The sequence below is a fragment of the Gemmobacter caeni genome, assembly GCF_003054195.1.
Classification (GTDB): domain Bacteria; phylum Pseudomonadota; class Alphaproteobacteria; order Rhodobacterales; family Rhodobacteraceae; genus Gemmobacter; species Gemmobacter caeni.
The window spans coordinates 432,726-447,324 of record NZ_QBKP01000001.1 but is presented as its reverse complement, the minus strand read 5'-3'; the positions used below and the strand labels follow the sequence as shown (position 1 = coordinate 447,324).

Sequence of the window (14,599 nt, the reverse complement as noted above, 5' to 3'; positions counted from 1 at the left end):
ATGCTATATCGTCATCTGCAACCTGAGTTGCAGATGTTTTTTCAAGGACTTCCCCCTTCCGGTTGTGCTTGTGGCAGGCTAGCCTCTGCGCTATGACACAGCCGATCCTGCAATCCCGCCTGCCGTTCGCTCCCTGGATGGACCCGCGCACCGCGCGCCTGCCCGGTATCCTGCCGGTCGAGGGCGATGACTGGCTGCGCGCCGATGATGCTTTCGCGGGCCAGATGGCTGAACGTGACGCGCGTCTGGCCAGTGATCCGGCTCTGGTTCACGCCCTGCTGCCGCAGGCCAGGGCGGCGGCGGAGGAACTGCTGTCCGCCGTGCTGGCGAAGGTCGCAAAGGTGCCGGGTTACCGGGTCGGTGCTGATGCCGTGACGCGCCCCGATGGCGTAATCGTACCGCTGGACCGCAGCCGCCCGCTGATGACCGCCGGGCGTCTGGTGCAGGAGGATCTGTGCCTGCTTCAGCATGATGGCACCGAACATGTTCTGACCGGCGCGGTTCTGTGCTTTCCGGCAAGCTGGACCCTGGCCGAAAAGATCGGCCGGGCGATGACACGCATCCATGTGCCGGTCGAGCATTACACCGACGATGTGGCCCGCCGGGTGCAGCGGCTGTTCGATGCGATCCGGCCGGAACAGGCTTTGTGGCGGATGAATGCGCTGGTCTATGACGATCCCGCGCTGTTCCAGCCGCGTCCCGAAGGTGCCCGCCGCCCGCCGCCGGTCGAAAGGCTTTATATGCGGTGCGAGCGGCAATGCCTGCTGCGTCTGCCGGACACGCGGGCTGTGGTCTTCACCATCCACACCTATCTGGTGCGGCTGGAAGATCTGGAGCCGGAAGCACGCGCAGGCATGGTGGCAGCGGGGCTATGATGCGGGTTCTGCTGGTCAGCGCGCATCCTTTGTCTGACAGCCTGACCGGGCAGCTTTCCAACAAGCTTGTGCAGCGACTCGAGGCGCGTGGTGCGGTGGTGGAGCGGCTGGACCTTTACGCAGCGGATTTTGCCCCCGCACTGACGGCAGAGGAACGGCGGTCCACCTATGTCGAACCCTATGATGCCAGCGCGGTTGCGAAAGAAATCGCGCAGTTGAAGCGCGCCGAACTGGTTGTGCTGGTATTCCCGACATGGTGGTTCGGCCTGCCCGCGATCCTGAAAGGCTGGATCGACCGGGTCTGGGCGCCGGGGCACGCCTATGACCATGCCAGCGATCTTGGCCCGATCAAGGGGCGGCTGACCGGGCTGCGGGGTCTGCTGGCCGTCACCACTTTGGGCGCGCCGGGCTGGGTGGACTGGCTGGTGATGCGCCGTCCGGTGCGGCGGGTGCTGCGCTGGGGCGTTCTGAAGGTCTGTGCGCCAAAAGCCCGTTTCGGCTTTGCAGCGCTTTACCGCGCCGAGGATGTGACCCCGGCGCGGCTTGCGGTGTTCGAGGCGCGGGCGATCCGCGCGCTGGACCGGCTTATGGATCAGGCCGCCGCGATCTGAAGATGCGGCACCCCGTCCGAGGTGGCACCGATCGACCGGCCCTCGGGGCCGATGGTGGCGCGGATGCGCCTCCGGGGCGCCTCGAACAGGGCCGAGCGGGACACGTTCACCGGCTGATCAAGCTGGATCTCGATTTCCATATGCGCGGCACCCTTGCGGCGCAGGGCATGCACCCGTCCGGTGAAGGGCTGGCCGAGGTAGTGGCCGCGCACCGGCTCGCCCACCGTATGCGGTTGCAGCGGCTGCCCGGCAGGCGACAGCGCCGCAGCGGTGTTCCAGTCGGCAAGGCCGTGGGTCTGTGCCACCAGCTCCAGCGCGGCAGAGTGGCTGAGGGTCTGGCCGCGTGCGCCAAGGGCGCTGCGCAGCCTGCGGGCCTGCGCTTTCATCGCGGTGGTCGCGGGGATCGTCGTCGTCATGGTGTAACCCTTTCGCATGGTCATGCAGCGGGCGTTCAAAGCTGTCCGCATTGGCCTTGCCGGATGACCTTGAGGAAAGGGTCACGGGTCAGGCTTCACCATGGGCACTTGCCCTGCGGACGGCGGGGGCCTGACGCCCCGTGCCGTTCATATGGAACCCGCCCGGACCTTGCGCAAGAGGGGGTCAGACCGGCAGTGGCAAGGATGCCACATTGTGCCAGAGCGCCAGCCCCATGCCAGTCAGCGCAAGCGCACGCGCACTGGCGGCGAGGTTTTCGCCCTTGCGGAAACTGTAAGCCATCATCGCGGTGCCGACAGGCAGCGCCACGGCGATCAGTGTGCAGTTCATCGCATGGACAGCCAGCCGCATCTGCGGTGAGGCTTCGGCCTTCGGCTGCGGCGTCACTGCCGCGGGCATCTCGCCATAAAGCGCATCCCTGACCCGGGCCATGGCGGCACGGTCATGGCCATCCTCGTGCCGCATCTCGGGTCGGGGCTGCGGCGAGGGCTGTGGTACGGGATGTGGGCTCCACACTGTTGGGACAGTCGTGAAATTGGCCGATTCGCCATTGGAAAGATAGTCGACCTCCTCGCGTGCCGGCAGGCCAAGCGCCACGGCATCGGCCAGATCGGAATCCAGCGGTTCCGGCCGGTGTTGCCACAGAACGGTTTCCGCCGGATGCTGGCGCAGGGTGCCTTCGACAATCTGGGTCAGCACGCGCGACAGGTTTTCCTGGCTCAGCAGCGGCAGGGTGCCTTCCTCCAGATCAGGGCGCGGACCGGCAGCAAGTGTCAGGCTTGCCGTGTAACCGCTTGGCGCCGGCTCGTTTTTCGCCAGCAGCAGGCGCAGTGCGCCTGCGTCGAAACTGGCGATGTCATCATGGTCCCAGGTCAGGCTGTGCCCGGCCGGAAAGTGGCGTGTCAGGTGCCGGTCAATCATGCTGACGAGCGCGGCAAAGTTCGGCACGGGGCCGCCGGTGTACAGAATCTGGGCAATCATACTGTCGGGTCGTGACCACATGGCATACCTCCAACAGGCGTGTTCTGAGGGCAGCTAACCTCTGGATTGTGCCGTGCTCGCGGGGGAAGCATGGTCAAATCAGGGAATTGTTGCGCAGGAATGCCCTATCTTTGCCATAATTGCGCCGGAGGCCCAAAAGCAAAGGGCGCCCGGAGGCGCCCTTTGACTGCGATCCGAAAGGGATCAGCAGGAGTAGTACATCTGATATTCGACCGGGTGGGGGGTGTGCTCGTAGGCATAGACCTCTTCCCACTTCAGGCCGATATAGGCCTCAAGCTGCGGCTTGGTGAACACGTCGCCGGCCAGCAGGAAGTCCATGTCCTTCTCCAGCTCCTCCAGCGCCTCGCGCAGCGAACCGCAGACGGTCGGGATTTCGGCCAGCTCTTCCGGCGGCAGATCGTAAAGATCCTTGTCCGAAGCCGGGCCCGGATCGATCTTGTTCTTGATGCCGTCAAGACCAGCCATCAGCAGGGCAGCGAAAGCCAGATAGGGGTTCGCCGCCGGATCGGGGAAGCGGGCTTCCACACGCTTGGCTTTCGGCGATTCGGTCCACGGAATACGGACGCAACCCGAACGGTTGCGCGCCGAGAAGGCCCGCAGCACCGGAGCCTCGAAGCCCGGGATCAGACGCTTGTAGCTGTTGGTCGAGGGGTTGGTCAGGGCGTTCAGTGCTTTCGCATGCTTCAGGATGCCGCCGATGAAATACAGCGCCTCCTGCGACAGGTCAGCGTATTTGTCGCCTGCGAACAGCGGCTTGCCGTCTTTCCAGATCGACATGTTGACGTGCATCCCCGAGCCGTTGTCGCCCTTCATAGGCTTCGGCATGAAGGTCACGGTCTTGCCATAGGCAGCCGCGACGTTGTGGATGACGTATTTGTACTTCTGGATGTTGTCGGCCTGTTCGACCAGACCACCGAAGATCATGCCCAGTTCGTGCTGGCAGGTCGCAACCTCGTGGTGGTGCTTGTCGACCTTCATGCCCATGCGCTTCATTGTCGAGAGCATCTCGCCGCGCAGGTCCTGGGCTTCGTCGATCGGGTTGACCGGGAAGTAGCCGCCTTTGTGACCGGCGCGGTGGGCGAGGTTGCCACCCTCGATGGCTGCATCGGTGTTCCATGCCGCGGCTTCCGCGTCGATGGAGAAGGCAACCTTCTGCGGCGTGACCGAATAGCGCACGTCGTCGAAGATGAAGAATTCGGCTTCCGGGCCGAAATAGGCAGTATCGCCGATGCCCGAGGACTTCATGTAGGCTTCGGCCTTCTTGGCGATCTGGCGCGGGCAGCGGTCATAGGCTTCGCCGGTGTCCGGCTCGACCACGTCGCAGTGCACGCACAGCGTCTTCTCGGCATAGAAGGGGTCGATGTAGACCGAAGTCGCATCGGGGATCAGTTTCATGTCCGACTGGTCAATCGACTTCCAGCCCGCGATGGACGAGCCGTCGAACATGAAGCCTTCTTCAAAGAAGTCTTCGTCGATCAGGTCGACGATCAGCGTGACGTGCTGGAGTTTGCCTTTCGGATCGGTGAAACGGACGTCGACATATTCGATCTCTTCGTCCTTGATCAGTTTCAGAGCCTTAGCGACTGCGCTCATGAGTCTGCCTTTCGGTTGGGTTGTCGGGGGCGGGCCTTGCGGGCCCGGTATGGGCGGGGCCGGACCCCGGGCGTGCCGGGGTCGGTGAAAGCCTTAGACGGCGTCGTCGCCGGTTTCGCCGGTGCGGATGCGGATGGCCTGTTCCACCGGCGAGATGAAGATCTTGCCGTCACCGATCTTGTCGGTGCGCGCGGCCGAGATGATGGCCTCGACGGCGGTGTCCACCATGTCATCGGACAGCACGACTTCGATCTTCACCTTCGGCAGAAAGTCGACGACATATTCGGCGCCGCGATAGAGTTCGGTATGGCCTTTCTGGCGACCGAAGCCCTTGACCTCGGTGACCGACAGGCCCTGAATGCCCGCTTCCTGAAGTGCTTCTTTCACTTCGTCGAGCTTGAAGGGCTTGATGATCGCCTCGATCTTCTTCATGGGCCGACTCCCCGCTGGCAATTGCGTCTTGACGGTCAGTGACCACTTCCCGGCGGGGGGGACAATCGGCTAGCCTTTCGGTGTCGGATATGAACCGGCAAAATCGCCGCATTTGCACAATATTTGTGCATATTGCCCCGATTGGCGGCAAAGTTGAATCAACAAGAGCCTCAAAGATGACCGAATTGTTGAGCGCTGCCCAAATGCGCGCCATCGAACAGGCCGCCATCGCCTCTGATGACGTGACCGGGCTGGAGCTGATGGAACGTGCGGGCTCCGGCGTAGTGTCGGCCTTGCTGGCGGAATGGCCCGATCTGGCCGACGGGCGCGGGGCCGCGCCCGGGGTTCTGCCCCGGACGCCGGCCTTTTTGCGGACAGAAACTGAGGCGCGCCGGGCGCTGGTGCTGTGCGGGCCGGGCAACAACGGCGGGGATGGTTTCGTCGTGGCGCGGCTTTTGCGGGAGCGGGGCTGGGAGGTTGCGGTTTTCCTCTACGGCGATGCCGCAAAGTTGCCGCCTGATGCGCGGGTGAATTACGACCTCTGGCGCGTGATGGGTGAGATTGGGCAGTGGGAGGCTGCGGCGATCATCGGGCAGGCCGGGGCCAAGGTGCCGGATGTGATCGCCGATGCGGTTTTCGGCACCGGGCTGACCCGGCCGCTCCCGCCCGAGGTTGCGGCAGTGATGACGGGGCTTCCCGCCGGGCGGCTTGTCGCGGTTGATGCGCCATCCGGCCTGTGCATGGACAGCGGCCGCGTGCTGGGGGAGGCGGCGGCTTCCGCCGCGCTGACCGTCACTTTCCATGCACGGAAGCTGGGTCATGTGCTGTCGGAAGGTCCGTTGCATTGTGGTGCGTTGCGGCTGGTCGATATCGGGCTGGGACGAACCGCCGGGGAGGATGTGACGCTGGCCGGGGCAAACGCGCAGATGGGCAAGGGCAGCGGGCAGCACAAGTTCGATCACGGTCATGCGCTGATCCTGTCGGGCGGGCAGGGACGCGGTGGCGCGGCGCGGCTTTCGGCGCGTGCGGCGCTGCGGGTGGGGGCGGGGCTGGTGACGCTGGGCTGTCCGCCTGATGCAATGGCCGAGAATGCGGCGCGGCTGGATGCCATCATGCTGCGGCATGTTGGTGGCGCGGGGCTGGCGCCGGTATTGGCGGACCGGCGGATCAATGCGCTGTGCCTGGGGCCGGGATTTGGCCTCGGGGTCTTGCAGGCGCGGCATGTGGCGGAGGCGCTGGGCAGCCGCCGCGCGCTGGTGCTGGATGCCGATGCGCTGACGTTGCTGGCGCGGGATGCGGGGCTGCTTGCGATGCTTCACGGGGATTGCGTGCTGACGCCGCATGCGGGCGAATTCGCCCGGCTGTTCCCCGACATCGCCGCCCGGTTGGCAGAGCCCGCGACCCGCGGCCCGGCCTTTTCCAGGGTGGATGCCGCGCGGGCGGCGGCGGCGCGGGCGGGCTGCGTGCTGCTGTTCAAGGGGGCGGATACGGTGATCGCCGCGCCTTCCGGGGCTTGCCGCATCAATGCGGCGGTTTACGACCGTGCGGCGCCATGGCTCGCCACCGCCGGGGCGGGGGATGTGCTGGCGGGGATTATCACGGGCCTTATGGCGCGTGGCCTCGGCGCTTTCGATGCGGCCGCGACCGGCGCCTGGCTGCATGTCGAGGCCGCGCGCAGCTTCGGCCCCGGCCTGATTGCCGAGGATCTGCCCGGCGAACTGCCCAAAGTGTTTCGCGGGATGCGCCTTTAGCCCGCATTGACCCATGCGGGCCTGCGGCCTACACCCGGATCATGCCTGTCCCGGTTTCCAGTCTGCCCCCCGTTCTGCAAGCCCGTCTGTCGGGCCGCGACCTGATCGTGTTTGACGGGGTCTGTGTGCTGTGTTCGGGCTTCTTCCGCTTCATGCTGCGCAGGGATCGGCAGCGACATTTCAGCTTTGCCACCGCGCAAAGCCCGCTGGGGCAGGCGCTTTATGCCGCGCTGGACCTGCCATTGACCGAATTTGAGACCAATCTGGTGGTGGTGGACGGACAGATCCACCAGCGGCTCGATGCCTTTTCGGCGGCGATGCGGCGGCTGGGCGGGCCTTGGGCGCTGGCTGGCCTGCTGCGCTTTCTGCCGGGGGTAATGAAAGATCCGGCCTATCACCTGATTGCGCGCAACCGCTATCGCCTGTTCGGGCGGACCGAGACCTGTCTGATGCCGGGGCCGGAGGTGCGCAGCCGCTTTCTGCCCGGCGGTTTCGGGGGATGAGCGACCCGTTCCTGCAAGCGCTGGGGGCCGTTGACCTGCCGGTCCGCCTGCGTGCTTTGCACAGCCCGAAGGCGGCACCCCGGCGCTGGTCCGGCCCGTGCCGGGTGGAGCGCGGCAACGGCATCGTGGCCGGGCTTTTGCTGTGGCTGGGCCGGTTTCCCGCTGCGGGCACGGTTGACCTGCACCTGACCACGCGGCGCGAAGGGGCAATGGTGCATTGGCTGCGCGACTTTGGGGGCCGGTGCACGCCGTCAATACTCAGCTTCCGGGCGGGCAGGGTGGTGGAGCGCTTTGGCCCCTTCGTGCTGATGATGCGCCCCGAGCCCATCCCCGGCGGATTTCGTCTGCATGTCACCGGCGGACGCGTTCTGGGTCTGCCGGTGCCACGCTTCTGCCTGCCACGGGCGGAGGTGGCCGAGACGGGAACAGAAACAGGCGTGGCCTTCGACGTGGCGGCCTGCCTGCCGTGGGGCGGGTTGCTGATCCGCTATCGCGGCACCCTGACACCGGAGGCACCATGAATACGCTGTTCACGATCCCAACCCAGGGCCCCGGCCTTTATGAGTTTACCCGCGAATTGCGCAACTGGGCCGAAGGTGCAGGGCGCACCGAAGGCGTGGTGACACTGTTCATCCGCCATACCTCGGCCAGTCTGCTGATCCAGGAGAATGCCGACCCGGAGGTGCAGGGCGATCTGACCGGCTGGATGGACCGGCTCGTGCCGCCGGCCACCCATCCCTCGATGCGCTGGCTGACCCATACCTATGAGGGGCCGGATGACATGCCCGCCCATATCAAGGCGGCACTGCTGCCGGTCAGCCTGATCATCCCGCTGATCGGCGGGCGGCTGGCGCTGGGGCGCTGGCAGGGCGTCTATGTGATGGAACACCGCCAGCGCCCGCACCGGCGTGAGATCGCAGCGCTGCTGAGCGCCTGACCGCGCGGCGCGGTCTAGCGTTTGAAAAGCGTCTCCATCGCCTGCTTGTCCATCGTGGGCTGGCGGGCTTCGGCGGCGACGGCGCGACCCTTCTGGAAGGCGGGACGCGCGCCCAGAGCCTTCAGCCAGCGGGCGAGATCGGGCTTGTCGTCAAGCGTCTGCTGCTGGCCTTCCCAGCCCATCGCCCAGGGCCAGATGGCAATATCGGCAATGCTCAGGCTGTCCCCCGCGACGAATTCGCGCCCCTGCAACTGCCGGTCCAGCACACCGTACAGGCGGCCAACCTCTTTCCTGTAGCGCTCCTGCGCATAGGGTAGCACCTGCGGCGGGTCCATCTGCGGCGCGTATTTCAGGAAGTGATGCGCCTGACCGGCCATCGGCCCGACGCCGCCCATCTGCCACATCAGCCACTGATCCACCGCCACGCGCTCCCGCTCGGTCCGGCCGTAGAGCTTGCCGGTCTTGCGGGCGAGGTATTGCAGGATCGCGCCGCTTTCGAAGATCGGGATCGGTTCGCCATCCGGCCCGTCGGGATCGACGATGGCGGGCATCCGGTTGTTCGGCGCGATCTTCAGGAAATCGGGGGCGAACTGGTCACCCTTGCCGATGTTCACCAGCTTCACCTCATAGGGCAGGTCCAGTTCTTCAAGCGCGATGGTGATCTTGTGGCCGTTCGGCGTGGGCCAGTAGTAAAGCGCGATGGTCATGGCGGCATCTCCTGTTTGCGCTCACAAAAACGCAAAGCCGGGTTGCGCGCAACCTGCGTGGCGTTGACCTTTTCGTGCGCCGGGCGTATGGCGGGCCTTGTGGCGCTTTGTGACCGGATTGCGGGCCACGTTAAACAAACCGCTAAAAGGTGAAGGGCTCTGACCCCGAAGCCGGACGGTCTTCGGGGTTTTGTTTTGCCGGAGGCAGCGATGAGCAAAGACTGGAAAACGCGCACCACGCTGGTGCATGAGGGCAGCCGCCGCAGCCAGTATGGCGAGATGGCCGAGGCAATCTTTCTGACGCAGGGTTTTGCCTATCCGACGGCCGAGGCAGCCGAGGCGCGGTTCCTGAAGATCGAGGGCGACGAGTTCATCTATGCCCGCTACGGCAACCCGACGACCCGGATGTTCGAGGAACGCATCGCGGCGCTGGAAGGCACTGAAGACGCCTTTGCCACCGCCAGCGGCATGGCGGCCGTGAACGGGGCACTGGTGTCGGCACTGCGCGCGGGCGATCATGTGGTGTCGGCGCGGGCGCTGTTCGGCTCGTGCCTTTACATCCTTGAAGAGGTGCTGGGCCGCTACGGGGTGGAGGTCACCTTCGTCGATGGCGCCGATCTGGACCAATGGCGCGCAGCGGTGCGGCCCGGCGTGACGAAGGCGGTGTTCTTTGAAAGCATGTCGAACCCGACGCTGGAGCTGGTGGACATCAGGGGCGTGGCGGATATCGCCCATGCGGCGGGCGCGCTGGTCATTGTGGACAACGTGTTCTCGACCCCGATCTTCAGCCGGGCGGTGGAACTGGGTGCAGACGCGGTGATCTATTCGACGACCAAGCACATCGACGGGCAGGGCCGCGCGCTGGGCGGGGTGATCTGTGGAACGACCGAGTTCATCCGCAAGACGGTTGAACCCTACATGAAGCACACCGGCGGCTCGATGAGCCCCTTCACCGCCTGGATCATGCTGAACGGCATGGCGACGCTGGACCTGCGCTGTCGTGCCATGGCGGACAGCGCGCTGACGGTGGCGCAGGCGCTGGAAGGTGATGCGCGGCTGTCGCGGGTGATCTTCCCCGGCCTTGCCAGCCATCCGCAGCACGCGCTGGCGATGGAGCAGATGGGCTCGGGCGGCACCATGGTGGCCTTCGACATCAAGGGCGGGAAAGAGGCAGCGTTCCGCTTCATGAACGCGCTGGAAATCATCAAGATTTCCAACAATCTGGGTGATGCGAAATCCATCGCCACCCATCCCGCGACCACCACCCACCAGCGGCTGCCGCAGGATCAGAAGGACCTGCTGGGCATCACGCCTGGCCTGATCCGGTTCTCGGTCGGCCTGGAAGATGCGGGCGATCTGGTGGCAGACCTGAAGAACGCGCTGGCGGCGGTCTGATCCCGGCACCGGCAGGCGGCGCAAATGCGCTTTTTCGCGTCGCCTCCGGCCTTACAATGATCCTTGGCCATGCCTATGTTGACCCTGCGCTCCGGGAGACCGGGGCGTGAGTGATCCGGGGGGCGCGGCCCTTCGTATATCCTGCTGACATTGAAGGCGCGGACAAGGAACCTGTCTCTCCCGCGCCGGAACCGAAAGGACCGCCAATGAACATCCGCACCCCCGAACTGGATCGCAAGCCTGGGCCTGAAGAGGTGGAGGCGGCGCTGGCGCTGATCCGTCAATGGGCCTCCAAGGCTTCCGACACGGAGATGCTGGCGCTTGATCCCGCCGCGCGGGCGCTGATCGGCGACGGCTATCCCGACCTGTCCACCATCTATCCGGCTGAATTCCGTGCCGATGCCGCCTACAAGGCGACGCTGCCCGATTTGCAGAACGGCCCGGCCAGTCTGATCCGGGGGGCGAAGACGCAGATCCAGCATGTCGGGATTTCCAATTTCCGCCTGCCCATCCGTTATCGCACCCGCGATGCGGGCGAGGTGCTGCTGGAAACCAGCGTCACCGGAACGGTGAGCCTTGAGGCGGAAAAGAAGGGCATCAACATGAGCCGCATCATGCGGTCCTTCTATACCCATGCCGAGCGGGATTTCAGCTTCGATGTCATCGAACACGCGCTGAGCGACTACAAACGCGATCTGGAAAGCTTCGATGCGCGTATCCAGATGCGGTTTTCCTTCCCCGTGAAGGTGCCGTCGCTGCGGTCAGGGCTGTCGGGCTGGCAATATTACGACATCGCGCTGGAACTGGTGGACCGCGCGGGCGAGCGGCTGAAGATCATGCACCTCGACTATGTTTACTCCTCGACCTGCCCGTGCTCGCTGGAACTCAGCGAACATGCCCGCCGCACGCGCGGTCAACTGGCCACGCCGCATTCGCAGCGGTCGGTGGCGCGCATTTCGGTCGTGGCCAATCCGGGCCCTGCGCTGTGGTTCGAGGATCTGATCGAACTGTGCCGCCGCGCCGTGCCGACCGAGACTCAGGTGATGGTGAAGCGCGAGGATGAACAGGCTTTTGCGGAACTGAATGCCGCCAATCCGATCTTCGTTGAGGATGCCGCGCGGCTGTTCTGTGCGCAGTTGCAGGCCGATCCGCGGGTGGGCGATTTCCGTATCGTGGCCAGCCATCAGGAAAGCCTGCACAGCCATGATGCCGTCAGCGTGCTGACCGAAGGCCCAACCTTCGCGCAGGCAAGCCTTGATCCCCGCCTGTTCGGCACGCTGTTCCACGTCGGCTGATCCGGGGCGCGCGGCCCTGTCGCAGGGCCACGCTTGACAAACGCCTGCGGGCGGTCGAGGTCTTGCGCATCATGATCGACCTGACCCCCGCCGCGAGTATCCTTGGACGACTGCTGTTCATCTTGGGCAGTCTCATGCTGATCCCGGCGCTGCTCGACGGGGCAATGGACAACGGCAATGCCGGGGCTTTTGTCGAGGCGGCCATTATAACCGCAGGAACCGGCATGCTGGTCGCCATGGCAACGCGGGCCGGGCTGAACCGGGGTTTTGATACCCGGTCAGCCTTTCTGCTGACCCTTGGTATCTGGGTGGTCCTGCCGATGTTCGCAGCGCTGCCGATGATGACCGGCGCACCTGGGCTGAGCTTTACGGACGCTTATTTCGAGGCGGTCTCGGGCATCACCACCACCGGATCGAGCGTGATCATCGGGCTGGCGGATCAGCCGCAGGGTCTGAATCTCTGGCGCGGCATGCTGAACTGGCTGGGCGGGCTGGGCATCGCCTTCATCGCCATGATCTTCCTGCCGGTGATGCGGGTCGGCGGCATGCAGTTCTTCAAGACCGAAGGCTTTGACACGCTGGGCAAGGTCTTGCCGCGGGCAAGCGATATCGCGCTTTCGCTGCTGGGGGTCTATGCCGGGCTGACGCTGGCCTGTCTGGTGGTCTATCTGGGGGTCGGCATGGCACCGCTGGATGCGGTAGTGCATGCTTTCGCCACCATCGCCACCGGGGGGTTTTCCCCGCAGGATGCCTCTTTCGGTGCCTATCCGGGCCTGCCCGAATATGCGGGGGCGCTGTTCATGGTGCTGGCCGCCTTGCCCTATATCCGCTACGTCCAGATGGTCACCGGCCGCCATGGCGCTTTGTGGCGTGACCCGCAGGCACGCGCCTTCGTCATCTGGCTGGCAGTGGCGGTGCTGATCCTGACGCTCTGGCGGGTGCTGACCGAAGGCGGCGACCCAGAGCCGATTTTCCGTGACGTGCTGTTCAATGCCACTTCGATCATGACGGGCACCGGCTTCTTTGCCGGAACCTTCTCCAACTGGGGAGGCTTCGTGCTGGTGGCGGCCTTCATCCTTGGGGTCATCGGCGGCTGCTCCGGCTCCAGCTCGGGCGCGCTGACGGTCTTCCGGGTGCAGCTTTCGGTGCGGGCCGTCATCGCGCAACTGCGCCAGATCGACATGCCGGACCGGATTGCCGCTGTGCGCTATGACGGTCGGCGGGTGGATACCGAGACGATGAATGGCGTGATGATGTTCGTCACCTCCTATATCCTGATCATCGGCGTGCTGAGTGCCGCGCTGACCTTCACCGGCGTCGACATGCAAAGTGCGCTGTTCGCGGTCTGGACCTCGATCGGCAATATCGGCTACGGCATCGGCCCGCTGGTTGCGGGCACCGGAACCTTCATCGAATTTCCGACGGCGGCGAAGTGGATTCTCATCGCCGCAATGCTGCTGGGCCGCCTGTCGCTGCTGGCCTTTCTGGTGGTCCTGATGCCGCGTTTCTGGCGCGATTGACAGCTGGCTGCTGCGGGGCGAGGTTCTGTGCATGATTGATCTGCGACCGATCGTCTATATCCTTGGCCTCCTGCTGGTTGTGCTGGGCGGGCTGATGCTGCTGCCGCTGGGGCTGGACCGCATCACCGGGCATGGCAACTGGCTGGCCTTCCTCTCGGCGGCGACGGTGACCACTGTGACCGGCGCCGTGATGGCCCTGACCTGTTCCAATGCGACGGGTACGGGGCTGACCGTGAAACAGGCCTTCGTGCTGACCACGGCCGTGTGGACGATCCTGCCCGCCTTCGGAGCGCTGCCTTTCATGCTGGGCGAACCGGGGCTGAGCGCGACGGATGCCTATTTCGAGGCGGTTTCGGGCATGACGACCACCGGAACCACCATCATCGGCCCCGATGCCGAAACCGGCGCGCCGGGGCTTGACCTGCTGCCGATGGGCACGAACCTCTGGCGCGGCATGCTGCAATGGCTGGGCGGGCTGGGGATCGTCATCGTGGCCCTGATCTTTCTGCCGGTGATGAAAGTCGGCGGGATGCAGTTCTTCCGCTCGGAAGGGTTTGACACGCTGGGCAAGATCCTGCCCCGCGCCTTTGAAATCTCGGTCGGGCTGATCCAGATCTACGCGCTGATCACCGTGGCCTGTGCGCTGGCCTTCCGGGCGCTGGGCATGTCGGGGTTCGAGGCGGTGATGCATGCGCTGACCTGCGTTTCTACCGGCGGCTTCTCGACCCGCGATCTGAGCTTCGCGGCCTTCCCCGAGGCATCGAAGCTGGTGGCGGTGTTGTTCATGCTCATGGCCTCGTTGCCGTTCATCCGCTATGTGCAGGTGATGCGGGGCGATGTGGCGCCGCTGTTCCGCGATATTCAGGTGCGGGCCTTCCTGCGCTGGAATGCGGTCGCGGTAGGGCTGATCCTGTTCATCGCCTGGTGGCAGCACGAGATCGCGCCGGAGCGTATTGCGACGGATGTGCTGTTCAACGTCGTTACTGTGTTCACCGGCACCGGCTATGCCTCGGTTGATGTCACGCTCTGGGGGGCTTTCGCCTTTACAGTGCTGCTGACCGTGGGGCTGATCGGCGGCTGCACCTCCTCCACCGTCTGTTCGGTCAAGGTGTTCCGCTATCTGATCCTGTTCGAGGCGGTGAAGGTGCAATTGCGTCGTCTGCGCCATCCCAGTGCGGCGGTGCAGATGCGCTATGGCGGGCATCCGGTCAGTGATGACGTGCTGGATTCGGTCATCATGTTCTTCACGCTGTTCGTGCTGACCTTCGGCTTACTGGTGGTGGCGCTGTCGCTCAGCGGCCTGTCGGACAGCGCGGCGCTGACCGGGGCCTGGACTTCGCTTGCCAATATCGGGCCGGTCTGGGGGCCCGAGGTCGGGCGTACGGGCGCGGTGGATGGTTTTCCGCCCGCCTCCAAATGGCTGCTGATTGCCGGGATGATCCTGGGGCGGCTGGAGCTGCTGTCGGTCTATGTGCTGTTCATGGCGCGGTTCTGGCGCGACTGACATGCAAAAGGGGCCGCGCGCGTGGCGGCCCCTTTTTGT

15 protein-coding genes and 1 riboswitch are annotated in these 14,599 nt (G+C 65.0%); of the genes, 10 read left to right on the top strand and 5 right to left on the bottom strand.

The genetic code is table 11. The features are described from left to right. The first annotated feature begins 92 nt into the window (after positions 1-92). Together C8N34_RS02090 and C8N34_RS02085 are read left to right on the top strand one after the other, a co-directional pair. Positions 93-875: a heme-dependent oxidative N-demethylase family protein gene (locus C8N34_RS02090; protein ID WP_108127225.1), complete on the top strand. Its 783-nt coding sequence runs from the start codon at positions 93-95 to the stop codon at positions 873-875. Beyond that, complete coding sequence (locus C8N34_RS02085; protein ID WP_242013750.1) at positions 872-1,486, top strand: NAD(P)H-dependent oxidoreductase; 615 nt, start codon at positions 872-874, stop codon at positions 1,484-1,486. Before C8N34_RS02090 ends, C8N34_RS02085 begins: the two co-directional genes overlap by 4 nt. On the opposite strand, the gene C8N34_RS02080 is transcribed toward C8N34_RS02085, so the two are convergent. The 4 genes from C8N34_RS02080 to C8N34_RS02065 all read right to left on the bottom strand — a co-directional run bounded on the left by C8N34_RS02080 (position 1,468) and on the right by C8N34_RS02065 (position 4,948). Beyond that, positions 1,468-1,902: a glyoxalase superfamily protein gene (locus C8N34_RS02080; protein ID WP_108127223.1), complete on the bottom strand. Its 435-nt coding sequence runs from the start codon at positions 1,900-1,902 to the stop codon at positions 1,468-1,470. The two genes, C8N34_RS02085 and C8N34_RS02080, sit on opposite strands and share 19 nt — an antisense overlap. A 184-nt stretch (positions 1,903-2,086) precedes the next feature. Further along, positions 2,087-2,923, bottom strand: a complete 837-nt coding sequence (locus tag C8N34_RS02075; RefSeq protein WP_145693510.1) for a hypothetical protein — start codon at positions 2,921-2,923, stop codon at positions 2,087-2,089. Positions 2,924-3,106: 183 nt separating this feature from the next. After that, positions 3,107-4,516: a type I glutamate--ammonia ligase gene (gene glnA / locus C8N34_RS02070; RefSeq protein WP_054301211.1), complete on the bottom strand. Its 1,410-nt coding sequence runs from the start codon at positions 4,514-4,516 to the stop codon at positions 3,107-3,109. A gap of 93 nt (positions 4,517-4,609) precedes the next feature. Next, positions 4,610-4,948 carry a P-II family nitrogen regulator gene (locus C8N34_RS02065; RefSeq protein ID WP_054301210.1) on the bottom strand — a complete coding sequence of 113 codons (339 nt, stop codon included), beginning with the start codon at positions 4,946-4,948 and terminating at the stop codon, positions 4,610-4,612. Between the two features lie 176 nt (positions 4,949-5,124). Between C8N34_RS02065 and C8N34_RS02060 the strand changes: the two genes are divergently transcribed. The 4 genes from C8N34_RS02060 to C8N34_RS02045 are packed head-to-tail and all read left to right on the top strand — an operon-like array spanning position 5,125 to position 8,139. Continuing rightward, positions 5,125-6,699 (top strand): NAD(P)H-hydrate dehydratase, encoded by a 1,575-nt coding sequence (locus tag C8N34_RS02060; RefSeq protein ID WP_108127219.1) that lies wholly within the window; start codon positions 5,125-5,127, stop codon positions 6,697-6,699. Between the two features lie 41 nt (positions 6,700-6,740). Then, positions 6,741-7,202, top strand: coding sequence for a thiol-disulfide oxidoreductase DCC family protein (locus C8N34_RS02055; RefSeq protein ID WP_108127216.1), 462 nt, complete (start codon positions 6,741-6,743; stop codon positions 7,200-7,202). Next, positions 7,199-7,723, top strand: a complete 525-nt coding sequence (locus tag C8N34_RS02050; RefSeq protein WP_108127214.1) for a DUF4166 domain-containing protein — start codon at positions 7,199-7,201, stop codon at positions 7,721-7,723. The genes C8N34_RS02055 and C8N34_RS02050 overlap by 4 nt, the downstream gene beginning before the upstream one ends. Further along, positions 7,720-8,139, top strand: a complete 420-nt coding sequence (locus C8N34_RS02045) for a secondary thiamine-phosphate synthase enzyme YjbQ (RefSeq protein WP_108127212.1) — start codon at positions 7,720-7,722, stop codon at positions 8,137-8,139. Before C8N34_RS02050 ends, C8N34_RS02045 begins: the two co-directional genes overlap by 4 nt. A 14-nt stretch (positions 8,140-8,153) precedes the next feature. Here the strand turns inward: C8N34_RS02045 and C8N34_RS02040 are convergent, their stop codons facing one another. Beyond that, positions 8,154-8,846, bottom strand: a complete 693-nt coding sequence (locus C8N34_RS02040; RefSeq protein WP_108127210.1) for a glutathione S-transferase N-terminal domain-containing protein — start codon at positions 8,844-8,846, stop codon at positions 8,154-8,156. 89 nt (positions 8,847-8,935) lie between these two features. Further along, positions 8,936-9,012, top strand: a riboswitch (SAM riboswitch). A gap of 44 nt (positions 9,013-9,056) precedes the next feature. On the opposite strand from C8N34_RS02040, the gene metZ reads away from it, so the two are divergent. The 4 genes from metZ (at position 9,057) to C8N34_RS02020 (ending at position 14,560) form a co-directional block, all read left to right on the top strand. Beyond that, positions 9,057-10,241 (top strand): O-succinylhomoserine sulfhydrylase, encoded by a 1,185-nt coding sequence (metZ, locus tag C8N34_RS02035; RefSeq protein ID WP_108127208.1) that lies wholly within the window; start codon positions 9,057-9,059, stop codon positions 10,239-10,241. A gap of 206 nt (positions 10,242-10,447) precedes the next feature. After that, positions 10,448-11,536 carry a GTP cyclohydrolase FolE2 gene (gene folE2, locus C8N34_RS02030; protein ID WP_108127206.1) on the top strand — a complete coding sequence of 363 codons (1,089 nt, stop codon included), beginning with the start codon at positions 10,448-10,450 and terminating at the stop codon, positions 11,534-11,536. A 71-nt stretch (positions 11,537-11,607) separates the two neighbouring features. Beyond that, complete coding sequence (locus C8N34_RS02025) at positions 11,608-13,056, top strand: TrkH family potassium uptake protein (RefSeq protein WP_108127204.1); 1,449 nt, start codon at positions 11,608-11,610, stop codon at positions 13,054-13,056. Between the two features lie 31 nt (positions 13,057-13,087). Further along, positions 13,088-14,560 carry a TrkH family potassium uptake protein gene (locus C8N34_RS02020; RefSeq protein ID WP_108127202.1) on the top strand — a complete coding sequence of 491 codons (1,473 nt, stop codon included), beginning with the start codon at positions 13,088-13,090 and terminating at the stop codon, positions 14,558-14,560. The last annotated feature ends 39 nt before the right edge of the window (positions 14,561-14,599 follow it).

Bases quoted from the DNA above. Each gene is read 5' to 3' on its own strand.
- C8N34_RS02090 (WP_108127225.1), top strand. From the start codon at position 93: ATGACACAGCCGATCCTGCAATCCCGCCTGCCGTTCGCTCCCTGGATG.
- C8N34_RS02085 (WP_242013750.1), top strand. From the start codon at position 872: ATGATGCGGGTTCTGCTGGTCAGCGCGCATCCTTTGTCTGACAGCCTG.
- C8N34_RS02080 (WP_108127223.1), bottom strand. From the start codon at position 1,902: ATGACGACGACGATCCCCGCGACCACCGCGATGAAAGCGCAGGCCCGC.
- C8N34_RS02075 (WP_145693510.1), bottom strand. From the start codon at position 2,923: ATGTGGTCACGACCCGACAGTATGATTGCCCAGATTCTGTACACCGGC.
- glnA (WP_054301211.1), bottom strand. From the start codon at position 4,516: ATGAGCGCAGTCGCTAAGGCTCTGAAACTGATCAAGGACGAAGAGATC.
- C8N34_RS02065 (WP_054301210.1), bottom strand. From the start codon at position 4,948: ATGAAGAAGATCGAGGCGATCATCAAGCCCTTCAAGCTCGACGAAGTG.
- C8N34_RS02060 (WP_108127219.1), top strand. From the start codon at position 5,125: ATGACCGAATTGTTGAGCGCTGCCCAAATGCGCGCCATCGAACAGGCC.
- C8N34_RS02055 (WP_108127216.1), top strand. From the start codon at position 6,741: ATGCCTGTCCCGGTTTCCAGTCTGCCCCCCGTTCTGCAAGCCCGTCTG.
- C8N34_RS02050 (WP_108127214.1), top strand. From the start codon at position 7,199: ATGAGCGACCCGTTCCTGCAAGCGCTGGGGGCCGTTGACCTGCCGGTC.
- C8N34_RS02045 (WP_108127212.1), top strand. From the start codon at position 7,720: ATGAATACGCTGTTCACGATCCCAACCCAGGGCCCCGGCCTTTATGAG.
- C8N34_RS02040 (WP_108127210.1), bottom strand. From the start codon at position 8,846: ATGACCATCGCGCTTTACTACTGGCCCACGCCGAACGGCCACAAGATC.
- metZ (WP_108127208.1), top strand. From the start codon at position 9,057: ATGAGCAAAGACTGGAAAACGCGCACCACGCTGGTGCATGAGGGCAGC.
- folE2 (WP_108127206.1), top strand. From the start codon at position 10,448: ATGAACATCCGCACCCCCGAACTGGATCGCAAGCCTGGGCCTGAAGAG.
- C8N34_RS02025 (WP_108127204.1), top strand. From the start codon at position 11,608: ATGATCGACCTGACCCCCGCCGCGAGTATCCTTGGACGACTGCTGTTC.
- C8N34_RS02020 (WP_108127202.1), top strand. From the start codon at position 13,088: ATGATTGATCTGCGACCGATCGTCTATATCCTTGGCCTCCTGCTGGTT.